This is a genomic window from Catellatospora coxensis (genome assembly GCF_016862635.1).
GTDB classification, from domain to species: domain Bacteria; phylum Actinomycetota; class Actinomycetes; order Mycobacteriales; family Micromonosporaceae; genus Catellatospora; species Catellatospora coxensis.
Genome location: NZ_BONI01000052.1, coordinates 1 through 25,906, shown reverse-complemented (window position 1 = coordinate 25,906; position 25,906 = coordinate 1). Strand labels below are relative to the sequence as shown.

The following is a 25,906-nucleotide window of genomic DNA, read 5'->3' as shown; positions in this document are numbered from 1 at the left end:
TGCCTCACCTTCCGCAGTGCTGCTGTTCCGCGTGCTCATGCCGCAACTCCGATCTTCGCGCCGCGCTCGGCGATCTCCTGCGCGGCCTCGAAGTAACTGGTGGCTCCACGCGAACCGGGATCATAAGTCATGACCGACTGGCCGTAGCTCGGTGCCTCGGATACGCGCACGTTGCGGGGGATGACCGAGGTCAGCACCTTCTCGCCGAAGTGGTTGCGCACGTCCTGCTCGACCGCGTCCGCCAGGCGGGTACGGCGGTCGTACATGGTCAGCAGGATGGTGGACACGTCCAGGTTCGGGTTGAGGTGGGCCTTCACCAGGTTGATGTTGTTCAGCAGCTGGTTGAGGCCCTCCAGCGCGTAGTACTCGCACTGGATCGGGATGAGCACCTCCTGCGCGGCGCACAGCGCGTTGACCGTCAGCAGGCCGAGCGACGGCGGGCAGTCGATGAAGACGTAGTCGAACTCCATCGGGAAGCCCTGGATCGCGCGGCCCAGCCGCGACTCGCGGGCGACCACGGAGACGAGCTCGATCTCGGCGCCGGCGAGGTCGATGGTGGCCGGTACGCAGTAGAGGTTCGGGATGCCCTCGACCGCCTGCGCCACCTCCTCCATCGGCACCTGGTCGATCAGACAGTCGTACACGTCCGGCACGCCCGCGTGGTGCGGCACGTTGAGTCCGGTCGAGGCGTTGCCCTGCGGGTCGAGGTCGACCACCAGCACGCGGTTGCCGTGCAGGGCCAGGGCCACTGCAAGGTTCACCGTCGTGGTGGTCTTGCCCACGCCGCCCTTCTGGTTGGCGACGCACATGACGCGCTGCCGGGTGGGGCGAGGCATGGTCACCTCACCGCTCGGGTTGAGAATCTGTACGGCGCGCATCGCTTCCATGGCCAACGGTGGGTCCTCCGAACTACCGGACGCTGTCGTGTTCGCGTCAGAAGCACCGTACGCGGTCGCACTCTGATCCTCACCTGCGACATGCGTAGAACTGGGTTGAGGGCGGGGCGAGGGCGGCCGGTTGGCCGGGGGAGCGGACACCGGCACGTAGCCGGTGGCGCCGTGCGGAGCCGAGGAGAACTCCGCGGGCGGCACACTGCTCCCCGGCGGCGGCACCGACGCCGTCGCGCGGAAACCGGTCGCGTCGGGGCTCGCCGGACCACTGGGTGCCGGGTATGACCCTGCCGCGCTCGACGTGTACGTGTTCGCGACGGTCGGCCTCATACCGGAGCCCGGGTTGGCGGCGCCTCGCTGCGCCGGGGTTGATGTTTCACGTGAAACAACGCCGTAAGAGCCCTGGGGGAGGCTCATGCCGTATTCCTGCACCGTGTCATCCCTGCCCGCATCGGATCGGATGGCTGCGCCGGCCGGTCCGGCGCGCGCTGGCGTCTCTGCCGGCGGTGCTGTGACCGCACCCGCGACAGTCGGGTCCACATTATCGACGCGCGGCCAGCCTACGGCGGACGGGCGACGGAAGCTACCACCGTCCTCCACTCGGGCACGCGTCTGACCGCCTTCTGGCTGGACATACACCAAGAATCCCGGCACCAGTGACATGCGACATCCGAGCCGCCGCTGCGCGAGCGCGGTGCCCGGCCAGCCCGCGGCTACGGGCGCGACGGGGGCTGTACGCATCACCCGCCGAGCCGGCGGCGTCCCTGTCGCCAGCACCGCGCCGGACAGGGGCGAGCGGATGGCCGCCCCCGCACCCGGGAACGCGCCGGCATAGGTGCGCGGGCGCGGCAGGTCGGCCGAGGCCGACATGCCGGCGCCGTCGGTTCGTAGGACACCCATCGTCGTGCGCCCTCTCCGTCAGCGGAGGGCGCACCGCTCAGCGCCGGCGTCCTCCGCGCCCTGCCCGCCGGGTCGGCTTGGCAGTCTTCGGCACGACCTCGCGCTCTCGGACGATCTCCACCACGGTGGTGGGCGGGTCGATCAGGCCGACACCGCACTGGTGGATCACGGCCGGGCCGCCGCCGAGGCGGGCGACGGCGTCGCCGTGCTCCGCGATCTCCTCGGTGGCCGACACTCCCTTGAGCGCCAGCAGGCGGCCTCCCGGCGAGGCCAGCGGCAGGCACCAGCCCGCCAGCCGGTCCAGGGGCGCCACCGCGCGGGCGGTGACGACGTCCGCGCTGAGCCGGCCGATCTGCTCCTCCGCGCGGCCGCGTACCACGGTGACCTGGTCGGTCAGGCCGAGAGCCGCCACCGCCTCCTCCAGGAAGGAGGTCCGACGTGCCAGTGGTTCAACCAGAATGACCGAAATATCCGGTCTAGCCACTGCGAGCACGATACCGGGCAGACCCGCTCCGGAGCCCACGTCGACGACCGTGGCGGACGGGGAAATCAGCTCGGCCACCGCGGCACAGTTCAGCAGGTGGCGCTCCCACAGCCGGGGAGCTTCACGCGGGCCGATCAGGCCGCGCACGACGCCGTCGGTGGCCAGCAGGTCGACGTAGCGCGCGGCGGTGTCGAGGCGGTCGCCGAACAGCGCCTCGGCCGCCGGGCGAAGGTCAGGGGAGAGCACGGAGCCGGTCACCCCGTCGGGGATGACCGGCTCCGTCTTGTCGTCGGGACTCACGCCGGACGTACCACGATCCGGCGGTTGGGCTCGACGCCCTCGGACTCGCTCTGCACCCCCGCCGCGGCGTTGACCACGTCGTGCACGCACTTGCGCTCGAAGGCGGACATCGGCTCCAGCTTGACGGCCTCGCCGTGCTGCTTGACCTTCTCCACCGCGTTCTTGGCCAGCGCACCCAGCTCCTTGCGGCGCTGGTCGCGGTAGCCACCGACGTCCAGCAGCAGGCGGCTCGGCTCGCCGGTCTGCTTGAAGATCGCCAGTCGGGTCAGCTCCTGCAGGGCCTCCAGCGTCGCCCCACGCGGGCCGACGAGGGACTGCAGCCGGCTGCCGACCACCTCGACCACCGGTCGGCCGCCGGAGACCAGCTCGTCGATGTCGCCATCGGCGTCCAGGATGTCCAGCAGACCCTCGATGTAGTCCGCCGCGATCTCGCTCTGCCGGAACAGGTCGGCGTCGCTGGCGGCCTTGCGCTTGGGAGCGGCGGCCTCGTCGGCGCCCTCCTCGGCCTCCTCGGCCTCTTCGGCCTCCGCCGCGCCCTTCACGGTCTCGGTCTCGGCGAGGTCTTCGACTGCCACGTCGTCCAGCTCTGTCTGGTCGGTCACGTTCTTCTCCGGGTGTTCGGTCCGATCAAAACCCCGTGATCGGCCCCGCGCCTCACGACACGGGGATCACGAGCAGGTCTGTGGGGGGTGGCAGTCAGCCGGCCCGCCGCCCGCGCCGGCGGCCGCCCGGCGTCCTCCGCGGCGAGGCGGAGGACGGCTTCGGGCAGGGCCGCGATCGCAGGGCGATCATGGCTGAGGTCAGCCGACGTTCTTCTTCACCGTCTTACGCTTGGTGTTGGCCGGCTTGGCGCCGACCTTGGGCGCGAGCGCCTTGGCGACCTCCGGGTCGATGACCTTCGGCTCCGCCTTGGCGCCGGCCATCTTCGGCGGCGGGTACTTCTTCAGGACCCACATCTGCTGGCCGAGCGTGAAGAGGTTCGTCGTGGTCCAGTAGATGATCAGACCGAGCGGGAAGGCCACCGCGGAGATGATCAGCGTCGCCGGGATGCCGTACAGCATCAGCTTCTGCATCATCTTCTGGGTGGGGTCCTCGGACCAGCCGGTCTTCAGGATCATCTGGCGGCTGGTCATGTAGGTCGTGATGATCATGACCACGCCGAGGATGCCACAGAGCACCGCGGCCGCGCCGCCTTGGGTGAAGGTCGCACCGATGGACACGCCGAACAGGTCGGCGGCCATGCCGCTCTGGAACTGCGCGGCGGTCCAGCCGTAGAGGGTCTCGTCGACGGTGCCCGTGCCGAGGCGCTTGATCACGTGGAAGACGCCGAAGAAGATCGGCATCTGGATCAGCAGCGGAAGGCAGCCCATCAGCGGGTTGGCCTTCTCCCGCCGGTAGAGCTCCATCATCTCGCGCTGGAGCGTCTCCTTGTCACCCTTGTGCTTCTCCTGCAGCGCCTTCAGCTGCGGCTGGAGGGTCTGCATGGCCCGCTGCGACCGGATCTGCTTGATGAACAGCGGGAACAGCAACACACGCACCGTGAGCACCAGGAACACGATCGCCAGGACCCAGTCCCAGTTGGTGGCGAGCCAGGTGCCGTCGCCCCAGAGTTTGTCGAAGAGGCTGTGCCATAGCAGCAGGACCTTCGAGACGATCGTGTAGATCCAGTCCATCATGAGGGTGTTGCTCCAGTCACATCAGTACTGCGGCGGGTGTTGGGTGGCACTGGGTCATATCCGCCCGGGTGAAAGGGATGGCAGCGACCGAGCCGCTTGACCGTCAGCCAGAACCCCCGCGCCGCGCCGTGCTGCGCGATGGCCTCCAGCGCGTAGGCGCTGCAGGACGGGTAGAACCGGCAACGGGCTGGCAGGCCCGGACTCACCCAACGACGGTACGCGATGATGGGTAGGGCCAGCACGCGCCCGGCGAGTGTCGTGGGTCGCGACGGCTGCGTCATGACTTCCCCCCGGTCGACCTGCGACGCGATGCCTGGCCGGGGTCGCGCTTGAGCGCCGCGGCGAGCGCGGCGTCGAGGTCCCGGCCCAGTTGTTCGTACGACGCGGACGCCGCCTGCGGCAGCGCTCGCACCACCACGGTGGCCCCGGCGGGCAGGCCCGCCAGCCGCTCGGCAGCCAGATGGCGCAGCCGGCGCTTCACCGTGTTGCGGATCACCGCGTTCCCCACCGCCTTGGAGACCACGAACCCCGCCTGTGAGACCTGCCCGGACACGGCAACGGCGTGGCCGGGATCAGCTCCCTGCCACGCCGTTTCATGCTCGGTGGCCGCTGCGGGCACCGTCAGGTGCACCACCACGGCGCCACGACCGGCTCGGCGGCCTGCCCGCACGGCGGCGGCGAAGTCAGCGCTTCGCCTCAACCTGTGCGCAGCCTGCAGCATCCGAGGCCCGTCCGGGGTCTCAGACCGCCAGGCGGGCGCGGCCCTTGCCCCGGCGGGCCGACAGCACCGCGCGCCCGGCGCGGGTGCGCATACGCAGCCGGAAGCCGTGGGTCTTCGCGCGCCGACGGTTGTTCGGCTGGTACGTGCGCTTGCTCACGTCAGGTCTCCTGGGGATCGCCCCGCCCTCAAGCGGGGAAGTTCTAGCTTTTCGCGGATGCACCGCCCGGTTGACGGCAGGATCGGGACGAAGAATCTCGATCTTGTCTGAGTCAGGGCGGACGCCGCAACCGACACCCTAGCAGAGGGTGATGGAGCAACCGCTCCAGGGTACACGTGCCGTCGATGTCCGCCAAGAACTCTTCGCAGCTCACTCACCGTGTCAACAGCGTCGCCCCCACCGCAACCCACAGTGTCGTTATCAACACTCACCGAGAGTGAAGCTGTGGACAACAGGTGGACGCCTGTGGATAACCCTGTTAGCGTGCCGGAGTGCCTGGCTGACGGGGCTGGCCGTTAATTGTGGCGGTTACCGCAAAACCGGGCAATAAGGTGGCTCGTTCGGCACGGTGGGCCGTGTTGCAGGCGCTCGTGCGCCGGATAGGGCGACCCATACCAGCCGGACCCCGGATACCGATCGACACACAGCCTGTGGATAACTTGTGGAGAACCTCGTTGATTCGGGGGATAACCCGGGGGAAAACCACGGTCCGTGATGACACCGTCATTGATCGGAGCCGTCGGGCGGGAGCTGACGGGCAGCCCGGTGCGAGACCGAGCCCCGCTACACGGAATCGAAGGGTCGAGCGCATGAACGAGGCTGACAGGTGAGCGACCTCAATGCCGTGTGGCTGGCTGCCACCGACGAGCTCGCTGACGAGATCGTCTCGGCGCAGCACCGCGCTTATCTCCGGCTCACCCAGGCCCTCGCGGTGGTCGACGACCTCGTGCTGCTGAGCGTGCCGGACGCGTTCATCCGCGACATCATCGAGACGAAGCTGCGCACCGCCATCACCGACACGCTGTCCCGGATCATGGGCCGGCCGGTGCAGGTGGCGGTCAAGGTGCGTCCGCCGGACGAGTCCGCGGCCCGCCCCGCGCCCCCGCCGCCCCCGCCCACCGAGTACGCCCCGGTGGCGTACACCGCACCCGTCTACACCCCGCCGCCCGCCGAGCACTCGATCGTGGCGCCGGCCGCCGACGGTGAGGACGCGCTGTTCGCCGTCCCGGTCCCGCGGCATCCCGAGGTCGCCCCGGTGCGCGCCGCCGTGCTGCGCACACCCGACCGCGACGGCCCGTCCGACTCCGGCCCCGGCCGGGGCACCGGCCCGGTGGACAGCCGCGCCGTGCCGCACCCGCTCGCGGCGGTACGCGAGGAGCGCGAGCGCCGTCCCGGCGCCACCCCCGGTTCGGCCGCGGGCGACGCCGGCGGCAACAAGCTGAACCCGAAGTACCGGTTCGAGACGTTCGTCATCGGCTCCTCCAACCGGTTCGCGCACGCCGCGTCGGTGGCCGTCGCCGAGTCCCCGGCAAAGGCGTACAACCCGCTGTTCATCTACGGCGGCTCCGGGCTGGGCAAGACCCACCTGCTCCACGCGATCGGCCACTACGCCCAGGAACTCGGCCACGCCCGCAGCGTCCGGTACGTGTCGACGGAGGAGTTCACCAACGACTTCATCAACTCGATCCGCGACGACAAGGCCAGCGCGTTCCAGCGGCGCTACCGGGACGTGGACATCCTCCTGATCGACGACATCCAGTTCCTGGAGAAGCGGGACCGGACGCAGGAGGAGTTCTTCCACACCTTCAACACGCTGCACAACGCCAACAAGCAGATCGTCATCACCTCCGACCGCTCGCCCAAGGCGCTGTCGACGCTGGAGGACCGGCTGCGCACCCGGTTCGAGTGGGGCCTGCTGGCCGACATCCAGCCGCCGGACCTGGAGACCCGGATCGCGATCCTGCAGAAGAAGGCCGCGCAGGAGCGCCTGCACGCGCCGGCCGACGTGCTGGAGTTCATCGCCTCGCGGGTGTCGAACTCGATCCGCGAGCTCGAGGGCGCGCTGATCCGGGTCACCGCGTACGCGAACCTCAGCCGCGAGCAGGTCAAGCTGTCGATCGCGGAGGAGGTGCTGCGCGACTTCATCCCCGACGACGCGGCCCCCGAGATCACCGCCGACCAGATCATGCTGTCGACCTCGGAGTACTTCGGCGTCAGCCTGGAGGACCTGCGCGGCCACTCGCGCTCGCGGGTGCTGGTCAACGCGCGCCAGGTGGCCATGTACCTGTGCCGCGAGCTGACCGACCTGTCCCTTCCCCGGATCGGACAGGCGTTCGGGGGACGTGACCACACCACGGTCATGCACGCCGACCGCAAGATCCGGCAGCAGATGGCGGAGCGGCGATCCCTCTACAACCAGATCGCCGAACTCACCAACCGCATCAAGCAGATCTAGCGCGGCAGCGGCGACGGCCGCGCCGTCGGACCGCTCACCTGGACGAAGACACCCCCGCGGTACGCGTACCCCCGCTCCTCGGGGGTGATGCGCTCCGCGCCGTCGTCGTTGCCGTACCCCTCGATCCGCACGACGACAACGTCCCCGCGCACCGACACCTGCGCCGGATCGACCCACGGGAAGAAGCCGAAGGTCTTCGCGTCGAGCACGAGCCCGAGCGGGCGGAGCGTGCCGTCGACGACGGTCAGCGCCAGCAGCTGCTTACGGGTGAAGATCCCCTCGATCCGGCAGCTGACGAGCACCAGCAGCTCGTCTCCGGGCACCCCGTCGAGATCCGCGCGCAGGGGCGAGGACAGCTCGGTCACGGTCAGGAAGTTGTACGGGCCGTCGCGCTCCGTACCGTCGACGAAGGTCCGGCGGCCCGCCGGGCACAGCGCCAGCTCCGGCACCTCGAAGGACGCGTTGCGAACATCGGTCACCGGCGCGGTGTCGCTGACCCCGGCCGACGGCCGGACGGTCGTGACCGGGCCGGCCGACCCGGAGGGCGTGGTCACCGGCGGGGACACGGCCCTGCCGACGACCACCGCGGTGGCGGCGAAGCCGCCCGACAGCGCCACCACCGCGGCCACCACGGCGACCGCCCTGCGCCGCGCGCGGCGGCGGGAGGTGGCGAGCACCCGGGGATAGAGGTCGACGGGCGCCGCCTGTGCCGCGAGTTCGGCGAGCTGGGCGCGGAAGAAGTCGTTCATCACAGCTTCCTGTCGCTGATGGGGGAGTCGAGCAGGTGGGGCGCGTCGGTGCGCAGCCGCGCCAGCGCCTTGGCGGACTGCGACTTGACCGTGCCGACCGTGATGCCGAGCAGGTCGGCCACCTGCGATTCGGTCAGGTCCTCGAAGTAGCGCAGCACCAGGACGGCGCGCTGGCGGGCGCCGAGCCGGGCGAGCGCCTCGTGCAGCGCGAGCCGGGTGACGGTGCGCGCGTGCTCGTCGACGGCGGCCTGGGCGGGGGAGTGGTCGCCCGGTTCCGGGGGGAGGTCCGTCAACCGCTCCGGGGTGCGCCTGCGGCGACGCCACCACGAGATCTGCAGGTGATACATGATCTTTCGGGTGTACGCCTCGGGGTTGCCGTCCCAGATCCGGTGCCAGACCTGGTGGGTGCGGCTCAGCGAGTCGTTGACGAGGTCCTCGGCCAGATGCTGGTCACCGGTCAGCAGGTAGGCGGCCCGCAGCAGGGCCGGCGTCCGCGCTCGCACGTACGCCTCGAACTCTTCGGCGCGCGATGCGCTCATCGGGATCCGCCTTGTGGGTAGAGGGTGTCCGGAGCCGGGTACGCCCCCTACAAGTCGCCCGCGACGGCGAAAGGTTGCCCGTTGTCCACAGCGGTCGTGGATAAGTCCGTGGATAACCCGGTGGATTGGCTGTGGATCCGCTGTGGACGGATGTGGACAGAGAAACCCCCAAAAATCTTGCTGTGGAAAGAGTGTGGACACCCATGTGGACGGCGCCCTTGATCCGTGGACAGCGGGCCATGATCGGTGGATATCGCTGTGGAGGACGTGGATGCCCGGCGTCCACAGTTTGGGGAGAACCTCTGGGGATTGCCGGTGGATAACCTGTGGACGCCGGTGGACAACCGGTGGACGAAGCTCCGGCTGTGGAGAAACCGGCGGGTTATCCACCGGCCGTCCACCGCTCCTCCACACCCCCACATGCGGGCTGACCTGGGAGTACGGCGTTAATCCACAGTTTCCACAGCACCGATGATGAAGACGGGAGTTATCTCTAAGAGAGAAATCAAGAAATCATCGGGGTTCGGGAAGTTGTGGATGCTCGGCCGCCGCCGATCCACAGGGGTCCCCGAGGGGAGATCGCTCGGGGGTCCTAAGGTTTCAGTGGTCAGCTTGGCAGCATCGACGTGACCACAGGAGGGCTGAAGATGAAGTTTCGGGTAGAGCGCGACGCGCTCGCCGACGCCGTGGCCTGGACCGCCAAGAGCCTTCCGAGCCGGCCCTCGGTGCCGGTTCTGGCAGGTGTGATGCTGCGGGTCGCCGACGGCCGCCTGCACGTCTCCGGCTTCGACTACGAGGTCTCCAACCAGGTGGACGTGGAGGTGCAGGCCGACGCGGACGGCGCGACCCTGGTCTCCGGCCGCCTGCTCGCCGAGATCACCAAGGCGCTGCCGGCCAAACCGGTGGAGATCGCCGCCGTCGGCGCGCACCTGGAGCTGGTGTGCGGCAGCGCCCGGTTCACCCTGCCGACGATGCCGGTCGAGGACTACCCGACCCTGCCGGAGCTGCCCGCCAGCGCCGGCCGCGTCGACGCCGCGGTGTTCGCCTCGGCCGTGTCCCAGGTCGCCATCGCGGCCGGGCGCGACGAGACGCTGCCGATGATGACGGGCGTGCGGCTGGAGCTGTCCGGGGACACCCTGGCGCTGCTCGCCACCGACCGCTACCGGCTCGCCATCCGGGAGATCTCCTGGACGCCGGACGACCCGGAGATCAGCGTCAACGCGCTGGTCCCGGCGCGCACCCTGGCCGACACCGCCAAGACGCTCGGCCCGACCGGCGGCGACGTCACCATCGCACTCGCCGACGGCGGCAAGGGCGAGGGCATGATCGGCTTCCTGGGCGGCTCGAAGGTCGGCGGCTCCCGCCGGACCACCAGCCGCCTGCTCGACGGCCAGTCGTACCCGCCGGTGCGCTCGCTGTTCGCGCCCAGCTACGCCTCCGAGGCGCGGGTCACCGTGTCGTCGCTCGTCGAGGTCGTCAAGCGCGTCTCGCTGGTGGCCGAGAAAGCCACGCCCGTGCGGCTGAGCTTCAGCGAGGATGGTCTCGTGGTCGAGGCCGGCGGCACCGAGGAGGCCCGCGCGAGCGAGGCGATGGACGCCACGTTCACCGGCGAGTCGATGACGATCGCGTTCAACCCGCAGTACCTCATCGAGGGCCTGGGCGCGCTCGGCGCGCCGACCGCGGTGTTCTCGTTCAACGACCCGTTCAAGCCCGCGGTCATCACCCCCGCCGACGCAGACGGTGCGGTGATCCCCGGGTTCCGCTACCTGATCATGCCGATCAGGGTGGGCCGCTGACACAGCGGCCAGGCTCCAACGCACCAAGGGGGAAGACATGCAGCTCGGTCTGGTCGGACTCGGCAAGATGGGCGGCAACATGCGTGACCGCCTGCGCGAGGCGGGTCACGAGGTCGTCGGATATGACCGCAACCCGGCCCTGTCCGACGCCGAGAACCTGGCCGACCTCGTCGCCAAGCTGGCGGCGCCGCGCGCGGTGTGGGTGATGGTGCCCGCGGGCGTCACCGAGGCCACCATCGACGAGCTGGCCCCGCTGCTCAGCCCCGGTGACCTGATCATCGACGGCGGCAACTCGCGCTTCTCCTCGGACGGCCCGCGGGCCGGGCGGCTGAGCACGCGGGGCATCGGCTACATGGACGTCGGCGTGTCCGGCGGCGTCTGGGGCAAGGACAACGGCTACGGCCTGATGGTCGGCGGCTCCGACGAGAACGTCGCCCGGATGATGCCGGTCTTCGACGCGCTCAAGCCGGCGGGCGAGTTCGGCTTCGTGCACGCCGGCCCGGTCGGCGCCGGCCACTACGCCAAGATGGTGCACAACGGCATCGAGTACGGCCTGATGCACGCCTACGCCGAGGGCTTCGAGCTGCTGGAGGCCTCCGAGCTGGTCACCAACGTGCCGGGTGTGTTCCGGTCGTGGCGCGAGGGCACCGTCATCCGGTCCTGGCTGCTCGACCTGATGGACCTCGCCCTCACCGACGACGAGCACCTGGAGAAGTTGAAGGGCTACGCCGACGACACCGGCGAGGGCCGCTGGACCGTCGAGGAGGCCATCCGCCTCGCCGTGCCGATGCACGTCATCTCCGCGTCGCTGTTCGCCCGCTTCGAGTCCCGCCAGGACGACTCCCCGGCGATGAAGGCGATCGCGGCGCTGCGCAACCAGTTCGGTGGGCACGCCGTGCAGCAGGCCGGCTGAGTTGTACGTCAGAAGGCTCGAACTCGTCGACGTCCGCTCGTATCCACGGGTGGGCGTCGACCTCGAGCCGGGGCCGAACGTGCTGATCGGCCCGAACGGCGTGGGCAAGACCAACCTGGTCGAGGCGCTCGGCTACATCGCCACGCTGGCCAGTCACCGGGTCTCCACCGACGCCCCGCTGGTGCGGGTCGGCGCGAGCAGCGGCGTGATCCGCTGCGCGATCGTGCACGAGCGCCGCGAACTGCTGGTCGAGCTGGAGATCGTGCCGGGCAAGGCCAACCGGGCCCGGCTCGGCCGGTCTCCGGCCAAGCGGCCTCGCGACATCCTCGGCGCGCTGCGGCTGGTGCTGTTCGCGCCCGAGGACCTGGCCCTGGTGCGCGGCGAGCCCGACCAGCGGCGGCGTTACCTCGACGACCTGCTCACCGCCCGGCAGCCCCGGTTCGCCGGGGTGCGGGCCGACTACGACCGGGTGCTCAAGCAGCGCAACGCCCTGCTGCGCACCGCGTACCTGAGCCGCAAGGTCGGCGGGTCGCGCGGCGGCGACCTGAGCACCCTCGAGGTGTGGGACACCCACCTCGCCGAGCACGGCGCGCAGCTGCTGCGGGCCCGCCTCGCCCTGGTCGAGCAGCTCGCGCCATACCTGGAGGACGCCTACCAGCAGGTCAGCGCCGGAGTGGGCAAGGCGGTCGCGGAGTATCGCGCCTCGGTGCCCGAGCCGACCCCGGAGGCGATGCTGGCCGCACTGGCGGAGGTCCGCGCCGACGAGATCGCCCGGGGCACCACGCTGGCCGGCCCGCACCGCGACGACCTGGTGCTCCGCCTCGGCGACCTGCCCGTCAAGGGCTACGCCAGCCACGGCGAGTCCTGGTCATACGCGCTCGCGCTCCGGCTGGCCGGCTACAGCCTGCTGCGGGCCGACGGCATCGAACCCGTCCTGATCCTCGACGACGTCTTCGCCGAGCTGGACACCGGACGCCGCGAGCGCCTGGCCCAGCTCATCGGCGACGCCGCCCAGGTGATCATCACGTGCGCGGTCGAGGCCGACGTGCCCGCCGCGCTACGCGGCGCCCGATACTTCGTGACCCCTGGGGAGGTGAGCCGTGGCTGACGCCGTACCCCCCGCGGAGCAGAACGGTCCGGAGCTGGCCCGAGCCGCGCTCGACGCGGCGCTCAAGAAGCGCGCGGCACGCCACCAGGCCGCGGCGGAGGCGCGGGCCAAGGGCGAGAGTCCGGCCCGCTACCGGCCACGCGGCTACTCCGGCCCCGGACCTGACCCGCGCGACCCGGCGAAACTCGGCGACGTGCTGTCCCGGCTGATGAAGTCGCGCGGCTGGCAGCGTCCGACGGCCGAGGCGACCGTGTTCGGCGAGTGGGAGAAGTGCGTGGGCCCGGACATCGCCACCCACAGCCGCCCGGTGAAACTGGAGAACGGCGAGCTGACGGTCGAGGCCGAATCCACCGCCTGGGCGACCCAGCTGCGCCTGCTCGCCCGGACCATCCTCACCCGCATCGCCGGCACCGTGGGCAACAACGTCGTCACCAAACTCCACATCCACGGCCCCGCCGCCCCCTCCTGGTCCCACGGCCGCAAACGCGTCCGCGGCACCGGCCCCGGCGACACCTACGGCTGACCCCGCCTTGGACCAAAGGAAGGGCACCTTCTTAACGCTATGCGTAGAGGAAGGTGCCCTTCTTAACGCTCCCCGGTCGGGGCGCGGGCGATGATCGCTGTTTCCGGTCAGCCGGTCAGGAGATGCGGTCAGACCGCACATCGGGACCGGGGACCGCAAGCAGCGATCATGAATCGTCGCCGTGGGCGACCGCCGGCGGCCCGGGTGGGCCATGGGGGCGTCGATCGGCCGGAGGGGCGGCCCGTGCATCGGAGCGGATCTTCGGAACCTCGATGACGGATGAGGCATCTGAAGGCCATGCGGAGACTGTGGGGACATCTTGCGGCGCTGATGGTGCTGACCTCAGTGCTGGTCGTCGGGCCGTCGGGGACGGCGTGCGCGTGCAGCTGCGCCGAACCCGATCCGGTGGAGAATGCGGCCTGGGCCGACCTCGTGTTCGTCGGGGTGGTCGTCGACATCGACCGGCCTGTGTTCAGCATGTCGTCCGGCGACCTGATGACCGCCCGGCTCACCGTCGAGCAGGTGCGAAAAGGCGACGCGCAGGGTCACGTCGAGGTCAGGACCGCGATGGAAGGCCCGAGCTGCGGTTTCGACTTCGTCGAGGGCAACCGGTACCTGATCTACAGCCGGGAGGGCCAGACCAGCCTGTGCTCCGGCAATCAACTGCTCGGCGCGGCTCCCGAGGTCGAGCTGGAGGGCGACGTGCCGGTCGCCGCATTGCTCGGCGGCGGCGCCGTGGTACTGCTCGCCGCGCTCGCGCTCTGGTGGGTGCTGCGCCGCCGTTCGGCGCAACCGGCGTCCGCTCCCACGGACGCCGGCATCGGGCAGGCGAACCCCGACCCCGCGACCGGGGGACAGGACGAGACCCGCCCGGACGGTCAGGATTCGGCGTAGACGGCGAAGCCGCGGTCGGCGCAGCGGCGGTAGAACTGGGCCAGCACCCCGAACTCCGACAGCGGGAAACTCCACTGCGGGTCCCCGTCGGTCTCCTCGCGCAGCGCGTCGAGACGCGTTTCGAGCCAGCGCAGCTGCTGCTCGGGGAGTCGGGAATCGGTCAGTGCGGCGCGAAGCACAGCGGCGACGCTGTCGAACGTGACGGTGTCGCCGTGCGGTGCGTGGCCCGCGACGAACTTCTCCAGGCCGCCCGCGATCCAGGCGCAGCCGTCGGGGTCGATGACCGGGTCCTCGTCCTCCTCGGCGGCCTCGGTGGCGTAGAGCACACCCTTGAGTCCGAGCAGCAGATCGACGACCTCGGTGTACGCCGTGGCGCGGACCGTGCCGGTGCGGGCGATGTGACCCGCGAGCGCGGCGGTCGGCGCGGCGGTGCTCGGCTGTTCGGCCAGCTCGGCGAAGTCGACGAATTCCGCGGGCGCCACCGGGTCGTAGAAGCGGCCCGTGGCCGGCCACTGCACCGCGACGTTGTCCAGACCCATGTCAGCCTCTCGAGCGCTTGAGTTCCAGGCCGTGCGCAACTTACGGCATACGGAGGACATTGCGCGACCCTCTGAACCGGTGCTTCTGGGCCCGCTCGCCACCGGCCCTCAGGAGCGCCACCTCCGTGGGGGGAGTTGCGACCGGAGGCTTTCGGGCGGCTACGGGGCTGTGAGGGCCTCGAAACGACGTTCTGTGGGTGCCGCGTGCGGCAGATGTCGGCACGACACAGTAGGATCGAGACCGAGAGCAGAACACTGGGTGGACCGTGTACGCGACACCGGTGGGTTGTCCCGTACGCCGCAGGTCCGCCCTGTGTCGCGCCGTGTGTCACCCCCGTCCCGCGTATGCCTGCCCGGCGAAGCCTGTCCCCGGTGCGTGGGTATGCGGACGCGGTGAGACAGGACTGGTTGTCGTCCCCGTCGCTCCGGCGGCGGAGGAGGGATTGAGAGTGGCAACGCCGAAGCAGAACGACAAGGCCTACAACGCGTCATCGATCACCGTCCTGGAAGGCCTGGAGGCGGTACGCAAGCGCCCCGGCATGTACATCGGCTCCACCGGTGAGCGGGGCCTGCACCACCTCGTGTGGGAGGTGGTCGACAACGCCGTCGACGAGGCGCTCGCCGGCTTCTGCGACACGATCTCCATCACGCTCACCAAGGACGGCGGGGTGCGCGTCGTCGACAACGGCCGCGGCATCCCGGTCGACATGCACCCGGTGGAGAAGCGTCCGACCGTCGAGGTCGTGCTGACCGTTCTGCACGCCGGCGGCAAGTTCGACGGGCAGGCGTACGCCGTCTCGGGTGGTCTGCACGGCGTCGGCATCTCCGTGGTGAACGCGCTGTCCACGCGCATCGACCTGGAGATCCACAAGGACGGCTTCGTGTGGCGGCAGCGCTACAACAACTCCAAGCCCGAGCCGCTGGAGAAGGGTGAGGCGACCGATCGCACCGGCACCAGCGTCACGTTCTACCCGGACCCGGACATCTTCGAGACGGTCGAGTTCAACTTCGAGACCATCTACCGCCGCGTACAGGAGATGGCGTTCCTCAACCGAGGGCTGACCATCGCGCTGCGCGACGAGCGCGCGCTGGCCACCGACGGCGAAGAGGCCGAGATCCGCGAGGTCACCTTCTGCTACAAGGGCGGCATCGCCGACTTCGTGCGGCACCTGAACAACACCAAGAGCCCCATCCACAAGTCGGTGGTGGAGTTCGGCGCCGACGGTGAGGGCATGGCGCTCGAGATCGCGATGCAGTGGAACGAGTCCTACGGCGAGTCGGTCTACACGTTCGCGAACACGATCAACACGCACGAGGGCGGCACGCACGAGGAGGGCTTCCGGGCGGCGCTGACGACCATCGTCAACAAGTACGGCGCGGACAAGAAGATCCTCAAGAGCGACGAGAAGCTCTCCGGTGAGGACATCCGCGAGGGTCTGGCCGCGATCATCTCGGTGAAGCTGGCCAACCCGCAGTTCGAGGGTCAGACCAAGACCAAGCTGGGCAACACCGAGGTCAAGAGCTTCGTGCAGAAGGTCTGCAACGAGTGGCTGGCCGACTGGCTGGAGCGCAACCCGGCCGAGGCCAAGACCATCATCACCAAGGCCTCGCAGGCCGCCCGTGCCCGCATCGCGGCCGCTCAGGCCCGCAAGCTGGCCCGGCGCAAGTCGCTGCTGGAGTCCGGCTCGATGCCCGGCAAGCTGGCCGACTGCCAGTCGACCGACCCGAAGATGTGCGAGCTGTTCATCGTCGAGGGCGACTCGGCCGGCGGCTCGGCCAAGCAGGGCCGCGACCCGCGGGTGCAGGCCATCCTGCCGATCCGCGGCAAGATCCTGAACGTGGAGAAGGCGCGCATCGACAAGGTGCTGCGCAACAACGAGGTCCAGGCGCTGATCACCGCCCTGGGCACCGGTATCCACGACGAGTTCGACATCGAGAAGCTGCGGTACCACAAGATCGTGCTGATGGCCGACGCGGACGTCGACGGCCAGCACATCCAGACGCTGCTGCTGACGCTGCTGTTCCGCTTCATGCGCCCGCTGGTCGAACTGGGGCACGTGTACCTCGCGTCGCCGCCGCTGTTCAAGATCAAGTGGAACAAGAAGGGCGACGACGCGCAGTACGCGTACTCCGACCGCGAGCGGGACGGCCTGATCCGGCTGCGCCAGGAGACCAAGCCGAACGCCAAGCCGGACGACATCCAGCGGTTCAAGGGTCTGGGTGAGATGAACTACCCGGAGCTGTGGGAGACCACGATGAACCCGGGTACCCGGACACTGCGTCAGGTGACCTTGGACGACGCGGCAACCGCAGACGAACTCTTCAGCGTGCTGATGGGCGAGGACGTTGAGGCACGCCGCTCGTTCATCCAGCGCAATGCGAAGGATGTCCGCTTCTTGGACATCTGAGCCAGGACGGATGTCCGAGTTTGGGCATCTAAGGCCAGGAACCTGCCGACCTGTGGATAGACACACTGTTTATCCACAGGTCGGGCCCTGATCCACAGCGTTATCCACAGCTTCCTCAGCTTCATACGCAGGAAAAGAGTTTTAGACAGTGAGCGAGACTCCTGACCCTCGGCCGGAAGAGGTCGGCGTGCACGGCCGCATCGAGCCCGTCGGGCTCGAGGTGGAGATGCAGCGGTCGTACCTCGACTACGCCATGAGCGTCATCGTCGGCCGGGCGCTGCCGGACGTGCGCGACGGCCTCAAGCCCGTGCACCGCAAGATCCTGTACGCGATGTACGACGGCGGCTTCCGTCCCGACCGCGGCTACTTCAAGTGCGCCCGCGTCGTCGGCGAGGTGATGGGTAACTACCACCCGCACGGCGACACCGCGATCTACGACTCGCTGGTGCGCATGGCGCAGCCGTGGTCGCTGCGCTACCCGCTGATCGACGGCAACGGCAACTTCGGCTCGCCGGGCAACGACCCCGCCGCCGCCATGCGGTACACCGAGTGCCGGCTGTTCCCGCTCGCGATGGAGCTGCTGCGCGACATCGACGAGGACACCGTCGACTTCATCCCGAACTACGACGGTCGTAACCAGGAACCGACGATCCTGCCGGCCCGGTTCCCGAACCTGCTCGTCAACGGCTCCGAGGGCATCGCCGTCGGTATGGCCACCAAGATCCCGCCGCACAACCTCCGCGAGATCGGCCAGGCCGTGCAGTGGTGCCTGGCGAACCCCGAGGCCACCGAGGCCGAGGTGCTCGAAGCCGCCATCGGCATCGTCAAGGGCCCGGACTTCCCGACCCGGGGTCTGATCGTCGGCACCAGCACGATCGAGGAGGCGTACCGCACCGGTCGCGGCTCGATCCGCATGCGGGCCGTGGTCGAGGTCGAGGAGGACAAGAAGGGGCGCGCCTGCCTCGTCGTCACCGAGCTGCCGTACCAGGTCAACCCGGACAACCTCGCCGAGCGCGTCGCCGAGCTCGTCAAGGAGGGCAAGCTGGGCGGCATCGCCGACATCCGCGACGAGTCCTCCGGCCGCACCGGTATGCGCCTGGTGCTCGTGCTCAAGCGCGACGCCGTGGCCAAGGTGGTGCTGAACAACCTCTACAAGCACACCCAGCTGCAGGAGACGTTCGGCGCGAACATGCTGGCGCTGGTCGACGGCGTGCCGCGCACGCTGAACCTGGCCCAGTTCCTGATGTACTACGTCAGCCACCAGATGGAGGTCATCCAGCGACGGACGGCCTTCCGCCTGCGCAAGGCCGAGGAGCGCGCCCACATCCTGCGCGGTCTGGTCAAGGCGCTGGACATGCTGGACGAGGTCATCGCCCTCATCCGCCGCTCGCCGAGCGCTGAGGAGTCGAAGACCGGCCTCATGGCGCTGCTCGACGTCGACGAGATCCAGGCCACCGCGATCCTCGACATGCAGCTGCGCCGGCTGGCCGCGCTGGAGCGTCAGCGGATCATCGACGAGCTCGCCAAGATCGAGCTGGAGATCGCGGACCTCAAGGACATCCTGGCCAAGCCCGAGCGGCAGCGGAAGATCATCTCCGACGAGCTCGGCGAGATCGTGGCCAAGTGGGGCGACGACCGGCGCACGAAGATCATCCCGTTCGACGGCGAGGTCTCCATGGAGGACCTCATCGCGCGCGAGGACGTCGTGGTGACCATCACCCGAACCGGGTACGCCAAACGGACAAAGGTTGACCTGTACCGCTCGCAGAAGCGGGGCGGCAAGGGCGTCTCCGGCGCGACGCTGCGGCAGGACGACATCGTCAGCCACTTCTTCGTCTGCTCCACGCACGACTGGATCCTGTTCTTCACGAACAAGGGCCGGGTCTACCGCGCCAAGGCGTACGAGTTCCCCGAGGCCTCGCGCATCGCGAAGGGCCAGCACGTGGCGAACCTGCTCGCCTTCCAGCCCGACGAGCAGATCGCCCAGGTCATCGAGATCCAGAACTACGAGGTCGCGCCGTACCTGGTGCTGGCCACGAAGAACGGTCTCGTGAAGAAGACCGCGCTGGCAGAGTTCGACTCCAACCGCAGCGGTGGCATCATCGCGATCAACCTGCGCGACGACGACGAGCTCGTCGGCGCCGCCCTGATCGCCGCGGAGGACGACCTGCTGCTCGTGAGCAAGCAGGCGCAGGCCATCCGCTTCAACGCCACCGACGAGGCACTGCGCCCCATGGGCCGCGCCACGTCGGGTGTCATCGGCATGCGCTTCGGCGACGGCGACGAGCTGCTGGCCATGGAGGTGGTCCGGGACGGCATGGACGTCCTCGTGGCGACCAACGGCGGCTACGCCAAGCGCACCCCGATCGACGAGTACCCGGTGCAGGGCCGGGGCGGAAAGGGTGTATTGACCGCAAAGATCACCGAACGCCGTGGCGGACTGGTGGGTGCGGTCGTTATCAGCCCGGAAGACGAGCTCTTCGCTATCACGAGCAACGGCGGAGTTATCCGAACTCCGGTGAAGCCCGTGCGGCGGACGCGCGATCGGAACACAATGGGTGTCAAGCTGATGGACCTCCCAGAAGGCGTAACCCTCGTCGCCATTGCCCGCAATGCCGATGAGCCGGACGAACAGGACTAGTGCATGACGGAGACACAGGCGATGTCGGAGACCGCGGGGGCTCCGGCGAGTCCGGTCGAGAAGGACGGCGGCGACGCCGCCTCGTCGACCGGCCGGGCGGCCGTAGGCCGCGCGACAGTCCCCGCTGATCAGTCCGAGCCGACCCCGGCCCGGTCCGCGACCGGGGGTGACGAGCCGGCCGGCAGCACCGCCGCTGCCGCCACGACCACCACCACCGGCACCTTCACCCGGCCGGCGGGCATGCCCGTCCCGGATTCGGAGCCCACGGGCGCCATCGCGACCTCCGACCGGCCGGCGACGGCCACCGGTCGAGCCGCGGCCGGCTCCTCGACGCTGCGCTCGGTGGTCAACAGCGCCAGTGCCGGCGCGGTGCGGGTCACCGAGGCCGTGCGTGCGGCCCGGACCAGTGCCGGCTCGGCCGCCTCGCGCGGCCCGCGCCGGGCCCGGCTGAGCATCAAGCGCATCGACCCGTGGTCGGTGATGAAGTTCTCCTTCGCCGTGTCCTTCGTGCTCCTGGTCGTCATCGTGGTCGCCACCTCGGTGCTGTACCTGGCGCTGGACGCGATGGGCGTGTTCAACTCGCTGAACACGACCCTGGCCGACCTGTTCGCCTCGAACGGCAGCGCGGGCGACTTCCGCATCAGCGCCAGCGCGGTGATCGGGACGTCGGCCATCCTGGGCGCGATCAACGTGGTGCTCTTCACCGCGCTGATGACCCTGGGCGCGTTCATCTACAACGTCTGCGCCGACCTGGTCGGCGGCGTCGAGATCACGCTCGCCGAGCGCGACTGACCTCACGCCACACCACAGCGGTCCGCGGCTCTCCCACGGACCGCTGTGGCGCGCGCTCGCACTTCCGGCCCCGGCCGGCCGAGGCCCCCGCCACCGGCCGGCCGGGGCCGCTGCGTGCCCGGCCGAGCCGTAAACGGGCCTTGGCCCGCTGAGCCGGGTGATCCGCGTGCAGCGGCCGGGTGGCAGGCCGGTCGCCGAGCGGTCTGCGCGCGCCCAGCTCGGCGGGTCTCGCGTTGCGATGATCGGCGGTCGAGGTCTAGATCTGTGTTCGGACCGCGCGTTTTGCCCTGAAACGGCGATCATCACCTGGGGTGAGGCGGGGGAAATGGTCGGCGGGGCGGCTGGGCGAGACACGCCGCGCGGGAAGGGGATACCGGTTTGGAAGAGCCGAGACGGGTGCGGTAAGGTTCGTTGTCGCGCGGGGCTATAGCTCAGTCGGTTAGAGCGCAGAGCTGATAACTCTGAGGTCGCTGGTTCGATTCCAGCTAGCCCCACTCCCGAGCGTTAAGGTGCTCATCATGTGGAAGAAGTTGCTGATCGTCGCCGGAGTCGGCGTGGCGGTCGCACTGGTCGCCAAGAAGCTCAAGGCGGCCAGCGACGAGCGGGAACTGTGGCACGAGGCCACCACCGCACCCGACCTCCGCTGAGTCAGACGGGCCGCGCCCGTCCCCTCGGGGCCTTAGCTCAATTGGCAGAGCACCGCCTTTGCAAGGCGGGGGTTAGGAGTTCGATTCTCCTAGGCTCCACCAGCAGGAATATAGATCAAACTAGGCTTTACCGATGGTCATATAAAGCCATCGGTAAAGCCTAGGGCTTTTTGATCAAGGTGTTACGGCTTCCCGGCCTCCCCGTCTTCGCCCATGATTCGATCGATGCCGTCCGCTGCATCACGCGCCTTTGCGGGCAGAACGTGGCCGTAGGTGTCGGCCGTGAGCCGAATCGTTGAGTGGCCGAGCAGTTCCATCACCGTCCGCAGCTCTTGGCCGTCGTGGAGCAGGAACGTGGCGAACGCGTGGCGAAGGTCGTGCAGGCGAAGCCATTCGAGCCCAGCAGCCTTGCGGGCCTGCTCGAACCGGCGGTTCACGTTGCGCGGCTCCATCGGTCCGCCGAGCGTGTTAGCGAAGACCAGGCCGGACTCTCGCCACAGCTCCTCCGTAGCCGCCTTTTCTCGGTCTTGCACCTCACGGTGCCGGATCAAGGCCTCACAGGCGAACCGCGCCATTGGTACCGGCCGCGTCGAACGGTGCGTCTTCGGCGACACGATGCAGAGCTGGCCGTTGACCCGCTGGAGTGTTTGCCGGACGAACAGCACCTTCTCATCGGTCTCCACGTCGATCCAGCGCAGCCCCAGCAGCTCACCACGACGAAGGCCGGTGGTCAGCGCCAGCACGAAGAACGCTTCCAGCCGATCGCCCGCTACCTCGGTTAGAAGCTTCCGGGCCTCTGCCGGCGTGAGCGCGCGTCGCTCCACTCGGCCGAGCCTCGGAAGCTTCGCAGCCTTCGCTACGTTGCGCTCCACCAGGTCGAGCCGGAGAGCGTCAGCCAGTGCAACCCGCAGCACGCCATGAACCTTGATTACCGATGCGGGGGCCATCTTGTCCCGCAGCTGCGCGACCAAGCGTTGCACGTCGCGCGGCGACAGCTTGTCTAGCTTGATCCGTCCGAGCTGCGGGATCAGGTGCCCGTCGATGACCTGTCGGTAGCGCGCGATCGTCGTTGGCTTGGTGGAGCCGTCGCGCTCCTTCTCGGTCAACCACTCAGTCAGCCACTCCTTGATGGTGCGCGGAGGAGCGGCCAGGTTCACGCCGAGCGTGAGAGCGCGGCGGAGCGCGTCCCGCTTCACGATGGCCTCAGCTTCGGTCGGGGCGTAGACGACCTTGCGGCGGCGCTTTCCGTCGATCCATCCGAGGTCCACGGATGCGGCCCACAAGCCGGGCTTGAACTCGTACACCGATCCTTCGCCGTGCCCACGGCGACTCTTGCCACTCATGCCATTACCTCTTCGCTGGTCAGGAACTCTTCGATTGCGGCTACAGGGATCAGGCGGGCGCGGCCCGCTTTTACGGAACGGAGGCGTCCGGCGCGCATGAGCACGTACACCGTGTCTCGGCAGATGCCGAGCAGTTCGGCGGCCTCAGCGGGTCGAACGCTGCGCTTCTCCAGCGCGGCAACTCCTAACGGGCTGGTTGGTCTAGCGAGGACAGCGGGGGTGGTCATGACATGCCTCCTGAGGCGGATTCGTGATCGTCTTCGGAGAGAGCTAGACAGCTAGAGCGCTGGCCAGCGGTTGTTTCAGGTCCTAGCGCGAGCGCTAGGTCTAGCGGGTCGGGCCGCTAGGTCTAGCGGCGGCTGATGGGTGGTTGGGGTTGTGGAGGTGGCCCCCCGCTGCGCGGGGAGGTGCGTGCTCGGCCTGGTTCGTCAGCCCGCCGGAGGCGGGGGCCATCTCCCTTGGTCCGGGAGGTGTCCCCCCCGCTGCGCGGGGATTCGAGCGCCTGACTGTCTGCCGGGCGCGGGGACACCTCCCCTGCTGGCGCTGCTGCTAGCAGGAGCGGCGCGCAGGGGTCCGGGAGCGGCAGTGGTGGCGTTTCCGGGCTCGTCGGTGCCGGGGGTGCTATCTGCTACCGGGCTGGTCGCCGGGCGGTTGGGGTGCTAGCTGGGCTGCTAGCGCTAGCGGTGGGGGGTGCTATCGCTAGCAGCGCGCCGACTGGTGGCCGTCCGGGCTCGTGGCGGCTCGATGGTGTTCAAGACGGCTGAAACAAATAGGGCTGCCCTCACCAGCCCCCTATTTGTTTCAGCAGGGGTTTCCTCGCGGAGGACGGTCTACCTCTACCTTTCGGCGTTGCCGCTGGTGGCAGGCGGTTTGTGGGGTAGAGGCGGGGGTAGAGGCAGCTCTACCGGCGTCGGTGCCTCTACCGGCGGCTCTACCGGGTAACGGCACGGCGTACCTGGTGCCCGAAGGGCTGCTGTGGGGCCGTTCCCGGGGGTGTCCGGCGTTGCCGTTACCCGTTACCTCCCGGCGTTGCCGCTGCTCACCAGCGGCGCGGCGGGTAACGGCAGGGGTAACGCCGCCGTTACCCGGTGATCGGCCGTTACCGGTGCCGTTACCGCCGCCCGGCGCGGGGTGACCGGAGGCTCGCGGATGACGGGCGGTAAGCGTCTATCCGTCTCGTCTCGTGCGGAAAGTGGGCCAGAAACCGCCCGTACGTGCGCGCGAGGCTGTAGACGAGTAGACGAATGAGACGATGAGACGATTACACGCGGTGACATGTCGTCGGGTTCCGCGCGTGGCGGCAGGTGCCCGCCGGGTGGGCGGACGGTTGCCGAGAATGCGCCCGTACGTGCGCGCGTGCGCTGGGGCGGACGGTTGGAGCGGACGACCGGACGGTTACGCGGGCGGTAGCGGGTAGCGGCGGTCCGGTGCCTGAAACCGGCCTGTGGGGCTGTTTCGGGGGTGCGCGGCGAAGTGCCGCTACCCGCTACCTTTCGGCGTTGCCGCTGGTCCTGTGCGGTTCTACGGGTAGCGGCACGGGTAGCGCTGCCGCTACCTCCGTCCGTGCCGCTACCGCTGGTGCTACCTGTCGGACTGCTCTGGCTCGCCGCGTCTAGGGCGCCGGGGCCGGGGTCCCCGCGGTGGCCTGTGGGCCGGTTTCGGTGCTCGGCCGGCAGAGTGTCTAGAGCCTCTAGATCCCTGGCCAGACGGGGTGTCGGTGGTCTAGACCGTTCTCTAGCTCTAGAGCGTCGGTGCTCTAGAGCTAGAGCAGACCTAGAGCGGCGCTCTAGCCCCTGCGCGCGAGTCGAGGGGTGCCCGCTGGGCAGGTTTTGGGTGCTGGCTGCTGGTCGGGGATAGAGAGCTAGGCCGCTGGTTGTCGGGAGGTTGTGGGGCTAGCGGAGGGGATAGGCCTATCGGCTGGAGGGGCTAGACCTAGCCCCTGGCGGAGCGCCCGGCGTGCCGCGTGCGCGCGGTCTTGCGCGGGGTGCGCACGCACGTCCGTCCCACTAGAGACACGTCCGTGCGTGCGCACCCCCATATGTGGGTTGACCTGGGGTTTCGGTGCGCACGTGCACGCGCGCCCGGCAAGATCACGTGCGCACCCTTGCGCACGGTCGTGCACGCGTTGCGCGTGCGCGCTATGCGCGCTGGTCATCAGGGGTTCACAGGGTGCTGACAGCCCACACGGTGGGCTTGCCGGGATGGGGGTCGATCTCGTCGAGTAGTCCCGCGTCGGACAGGCTCTTGAGAGCGTCTTGGATGGTCCTCTTCTGGAGGGGACCGTCCGGCTGGTCGGCCAGGGCGTCGCCGATCTGCTGGACGGTCATGCCCGTGCCGGTCGTGGCCAGTAGGCGCATGACGCGGCGTGCGGCGGGCCGGAAGCCTCCGAGCGGGTCGGGGGCGTAGGTGTGGCGGTCGCTGTCGTCGGCGATGGCGTGCCAGGTGCCGCCCGGTTTCCAACGGTCGTCGGCCAGCAGTTCGCCGTGACGGCGGATGAGCAGTTCGCCGTGCCCTTTGCCGCTGCGGGTGAACGTGCGGGTCAGGCGGAGCAGGTTGCTGCCGCGTTCGGCCGGGAGCAGTTCCCACACCCCGTCCACGTCCTGTGTCTTGGCGGAGTTGCCGCGCGCCCCGCGTGAGGTGTCCTTGCCGAAGTGGTCGAGTCGGATGGATGAGATCTTGCGTGCCTTGAGCGGCATGAGCGTGTGGCGGTAGAGCGCGAGCCAGGGTTCGGTGTCGTTCTCCTTGCCGGTGATCATGCGGGAGATCGTGTCGAGGATGACCACATCGGGCCGGTACTCCTCTACAGCGGCCATCAGGTCAGCGCCGCCCTCGGCGGTGTTGAGCGGTCGGAACAGCGGGAACGACAGGTAGACCAGGTCGGTCAGCGTCTCGGGTGTCGCGCCGAGGGCCAGCAGCCGTTCCAGGATGTCGTCGTCGGGGTTTTCCATGTCGATGTACAGCACGCGCACCGGCGCGCGTGCCTGGTCGCCGAGGAACGGCGCGCCGGAGGCCATGTGGCAGGCCCAGTCGAGGGTGAACAGGCTCTTTCCTGCCTTGCCTTCCCCGACCAGGGTGATCTGTTGGCCCCGGACCATGAGCTTTCCGGCGTGGAAGTCCACCGGTGCGGGCTCGCGTTCCAGGAACGTGGACCAGTCCAGCGGTGTGGCCCGTCGTAGTGGTGCTGGCGGGTCGGGCCGCTGGTCGGTGGTGCCCTCGGGCCATTCGTGGTCGGTCATGACGGTGTGCCTCTGCCACGCGAGGAGGCTGCCCACAGCAGCGCCTTAGCCCCCTGCGTGTGCGTGGTGAGTGTCGGTGTCACGGGTGCGGGTCCTCTCGTGAGTTCGGCGCGGTTGACCGCGTCCGGAAGGGCGGGCGGTGTGGGTCTGAGCGGGTCTGGTGGCGGCATCAGGCGGGCCAGGTGCCGCCACCGTGGCGGCACCTCGGCGGCACCGTTTTCGTGATCTACGGCCCCGGTGCCACGTCAACCCGGTACAGGGCAAATGCCGATAGGAAGATCAGCGTTTTGGCGATCTCTAAGCCTGGGTGTCCGTGCACCGTGCGCAGTGCCGACAGCACCGGGCCGCCGCGCC

Annotated in this window: 23 protein-coding genes and 2 tRNA genes; 12 read left to right on the top strand and 13 right to left on the bottom strand. The window is 69.2% G+C overall.

Annotated features, from left to right (window positions below; translation table 11 throughout):
• Window positions 1–35: 35 nt before the first annotated feature.
• From Cco03nite_RS27160 to rpmH, 7 genes are all read right to left on the bottom strand, one after another.
• Complete coding sequence (locus Cco03nite_RS27160) at window positions 36–1,307, bottom strand: ParA family protein (protein ID WP_373314340.1); 1,272 nt, start codon at window positions 1,305–1,307, stop codon at window positions 36–38.
• A gap of 520 nt (window positions 1,308–1,827) precedes the next feature.
• Entirely contained in the window at window positions 1,828–2,574 is a 747-nt protein-coding gene (gene rsmG / locus Cco03nite_RS27155; RefSeq protein ID WP_373314336.1) for a 16S rRNA (guanine(527)-N(7))-methyltransferase RsmG, read from the bottom strand.
• Complete coding sequence (locus Cco03nite_RS27150; protein ID WP_239167702.1) at window positions 2,571–3,149, bottom strand: Jag family protein; 579 nt, start codon at window positions 3,147–3,149, stop codon at window positions 2,571–2,573. Before Cco03nite_RS27150 ends, rsmG begins: the two co-directional genes overlap by 4 nt.
• 225 nt (window positions 3,150–3,374) lie before the next feature.
• The gene (yidC, locus tag Cco03nite_RS27145; RefSeq protein ID WP_239167698.1) at window positions 3,375–4,250 is read right to left on the bottom strand and encodes a membrane protein insertase YidC; all 876 of its coding nucleotides are present in this window, start codon (window positions 4,248–4,250) and stop codon (window positions 3,375–3,377) included.
• The gene (yidD, locus tag Cco03nite_RS27140; protein ID WP_203695050.1) at window positions 4,247–4,531 is read right to left on the bottom strand and encodes a membrane protein insertion efficiency factor YidD; all 285 of its coding nucleotides are present in this window, start codon (window positions 4,529–4,531) and stop codon (window positions 4,247–4,249) included. Before yidD ends, yidC begins: the two co-directional genes overlap by 4 nt.
• On the bottom strand, window positions 4,528–4,971 hold the full coding sequence (gene rnpA, locus Cco03nite_RS27135) for a ribonuclease P protein component (protein WP_203695049.1): 444 nt from the start codon (window positions 4,969–4,971) through the stop codon (window positions 4,528–4,530). The genes yidD and rnpA overlap by 4 nt, the downstream gene beginning before the upstream one ends.
• Window positions 4,972–4,990: 19 nt before the next feature.
• Window positions 4,991–5,128 carry a 50S ribosomal protein L34 gene (gene rpmH, locus Cco03nite_RS27130; protein WP_020522716.1) on the bottom strand — a complete coding sequence of 46 codons (138 nt, stop codon included), beginning with the start codon at window positions 5,126–5,128 and terminating at the stop codon, window positions 4,991–4,993.
• Between the two features lie 667 nt (window positions 5,129–5,795).
• On the opposite strand from rpmH, the gene dnaA reads away from it, so the two are divergent.
• Window positions 5,796–7,424, top strand: a complete 1,629-nt coding sequence (dnaA, locus tag Cco03nite_RS27125) for a chromosomal replication initiator protein DnaA (protein ID WP_203695048.1) — start codon at window positions 5,796–5,798, stop codon at window positions 7,422–7,424.
• Here the strand turns inward: dnaA and Cco03nite_RS27120 are convergent.
• Together Cco03nite_RS27120 and Cco03nite_RS27115 are read right to left on the bottom strand one after the other, a co-directional pair.
• On the bottom strand, window positions 7,421–8,173 hold the full coding sequence (locus Cco03nite_RS27120; RefSeq protein WP_203695047.1) for a hypothetical protein: 753 nt from the start codon (window positions 8,171–8,173) through the stop codon (window positions 7,421–7,423). The genes dnaA and Cco03nite_RS27120 overlap by 4 nt on opposite strands.
• Complete coding sequence (locus tag Cco03nite_RS27115; protein WP_203695046.1) at window positions 8,173–8,712, bottom strand: SigE family RNA polymerase sigma factor; 540 nt, start codon at window positions 8,710–8,712, stop codon at window positions 8,173–8,175. Before Cco03nite_RS27115 ends, Cco03nite_RS27120 begins: the two co-directional genes overlap by 1 nt.
• Window positions 8,713–9,359: 647 nt before the next feature.
• On the opposite strand from Cco03nite_RS27115, the gene dnaN reads away from it, so the two are divergent.
• The 5 genes from dnaN (at window position 9,360) to Cco03nite_RS27090 (ending at window position 13,946) form a co-directional block, all read left to right on the top strand.
• Window positions 9,360–10,508 carry a DNA polymerase III subunit beta gene (gene dnaN, locus Cco03nite_RS27110; protein ID WP_203695045.1) on the top strand — a complete coding sequence of 383 codons (1,149 nt, stop codon included), beginning with the start codon at window positions 9,360–9,362 and terminating at the stop codon, window positions 10,506–10,508.
• A gap of 37 nt (window positions 10,509–10,545) precedes the next feature.
• On the top strand, window positions 10,546–11,421 hold the full coding sequence (gene gnd / locus Cco03nite_RS27105; RefSeq protein ID WP_203695044.1) for a phosphogluconate dehydrogenase (NAD(+)-dependent, decarboxylating): 876 nt from the start codon (window positions 10,546–10,548) through the stop codon (window positions 11,419–11,421).
• Window position 11,422: 1 nt separating this feature from the next.
• Window positions 11,423–12,529 carry a DNA replication/repair protein RecF gene (recF, locus tag Cco03nite_RS27100; protein WP_203695043.1) on the top strand — a complete coding sequence of 369 codons (1,107 nt, stop codon included), beginning with the start codon at window positions 11,423–11,425 and terminating at the stop codon, window positions 12,527–12,529.
• Window positions 12,522–13,052, top strand: a complete 531-nt coding sequence (locus Cco03nite_RS27095) for a DciA family protein (protein WP_203695042.1) — start codon at window positions 12,522–12,524, stop codon at window positions 13,050–13,052. The genes recF and Cco03nite_RS27095 overlap by 8 nt, the downstream gene beginning before the upstream one ends.
• Before the next feature lie 330 nt (window positions 13,053–13,382).
• Entirely contained in the window at window positions 13,383–13,946 is a 564-nt protein-coding gene (locus tag Cco03nite_RS27090; protein ID WP_203695041.1) for a hypothetical protein, read from the top strand.
• Here Cco03nite_RS27090 and Cco03nite_RS27085 read toward each other — a convergent pair.
• Window positions 13,931–14,485 carry a hypothetical protein gene (locus Cco03nite_RS27085; protein ID WP_203695040.1) on the bottom strand — a complete coding sequence of 185 codons (555 nt, stop codon included), beginning with the start codon at window positions 14,483–14,485 and terminating at the stop codon, window positions 13,931–13,933. The genes Cco03nite_RS27090 and Cco03nite_RS27085 overlap by 16 nt on opposite strands.
• 449 nt (window positions 14,486–14,934) lie before the next feature.
• Here Cco03nite_RS27085 and gyrB point away from each other — a divergent pair, with 449 nt between their 5' ends.
• The 6 genes from gyrB (at window position 14,935) to Cco03nite_RS27060 (ending at window position 21,075) form a co-directional block, all read left to right on the top strand.
• The gene (gyrB, locus tag Cco03nite_RS27080) at window positions 14,935–16,893 is read left to right on the top strand and encodes a DNA topoisomerase (ATP-hydrolyzing) subunit B (RefSeq protein WP_203695039.1); all 1,959 of its coding nucleotides are present in this window, start codon (window positions 14,935–14,937) and stop codon (window positions 16,891–16,893) included.
• 148 nt (window positions 16,894–17,041) lie between these two features.
• On the top strand, window positions 17,042–19,534 hold the full coding sequence (gyrA, locus tag Cco03nite_RS27075) for a DNA gyrase subunit A (protein ID WP_203695038.1): 2,493 nt from the start codon (window positions 17,042–17,044) through the stop codon (window positions 19,532–19,534).
• 3 nt (window positions 19,535–19,537) lie between these two features.
• Window positions 19,538–20,326: a DUF3566 domain-containing protein gene (locus Cco03nite_RS27070; RefSeq protein ID WP_203695037.1), complete on the top strand. Its 789-nt coding sequence runs from the start codon at window positions 19,538–19,540 to the stop codon at window positions 20,324–20,326.
• Window positions 20,327–20,746: 420 nt separating this feature from the next.
• Window positions 20,747–20,820: transfer RNA gene (locus Cco03nite_RS27065), tRNA-Ile, on the top strand.
• Window positions 20,821–20,844: 24 nt separating this feature from the next.
• Window positions 20,845–20,973 (top strand): DLW-39 family protein, encoded by a 129-nt coding sequence (locus Cco03nite_RS42555; RefSeq protein ID WP_239167697.1) that lies wholly within the window; start codon window positions 20,845–20,847, stop codon window positions 20,971–20,973.
• Window positions 20,974–20,999: 26 nt separating this feature from the next.
• Window positions 21,000–21,075 (top strand) — tRNA-Ala (locus Cco03nite_RS27060).
• 80 nt (window positions 21,076–21,155) lie between these two features.
• Here Cco03nite_RS27060 and Cco03nite_RS27055 read toward each other — a convergent pair.
• The 3 genes from Cco03nite_RS27055 to Cco03nite_RS27045 form a co-directional block, all read right to left on the bottom strand.
• Complete coding sequence (locus tag Cco03nite_RS27055) at window positions 21,156–22,277, bottom strand: tyrosine-type recombinase/integrase (RefSeq protein WP_239167696.1); 1,122 nt, start codon at window positions 22,275–22,277, stop codon at window positions 21,156–21,158.
• Between the two features lie 35 nt (window positions 22,278–22,312).
• Window positions 22,313–22,543, bottom strand: a complete 231-nt coding sequence (locus Cco03nite_RS27050; RefSeq protein WP_203695035.1) for a helix-turn-helix domain-containing protein — start codon at window positions 22,541–22,543, stop codon at window positions 22,313–22,315.
• A gap of 1,935 nt (window positions 22,544–24,478) precedes the next feature.
• Window positions 24,479–25,552: an AAA family ATPase gene (locus tag Cco03nite_RS27045; RefSeq protein WP_203695034.1), complete on the bottom strand. Its 1,074-nt coding sequence runs from the start codon at window positions 25,550–25,552 to the stop codon at window positions 24,479–24,481.
• Between the last annotated feature and the right edge of the window lie 354 nt (window positions 25,553–25,906).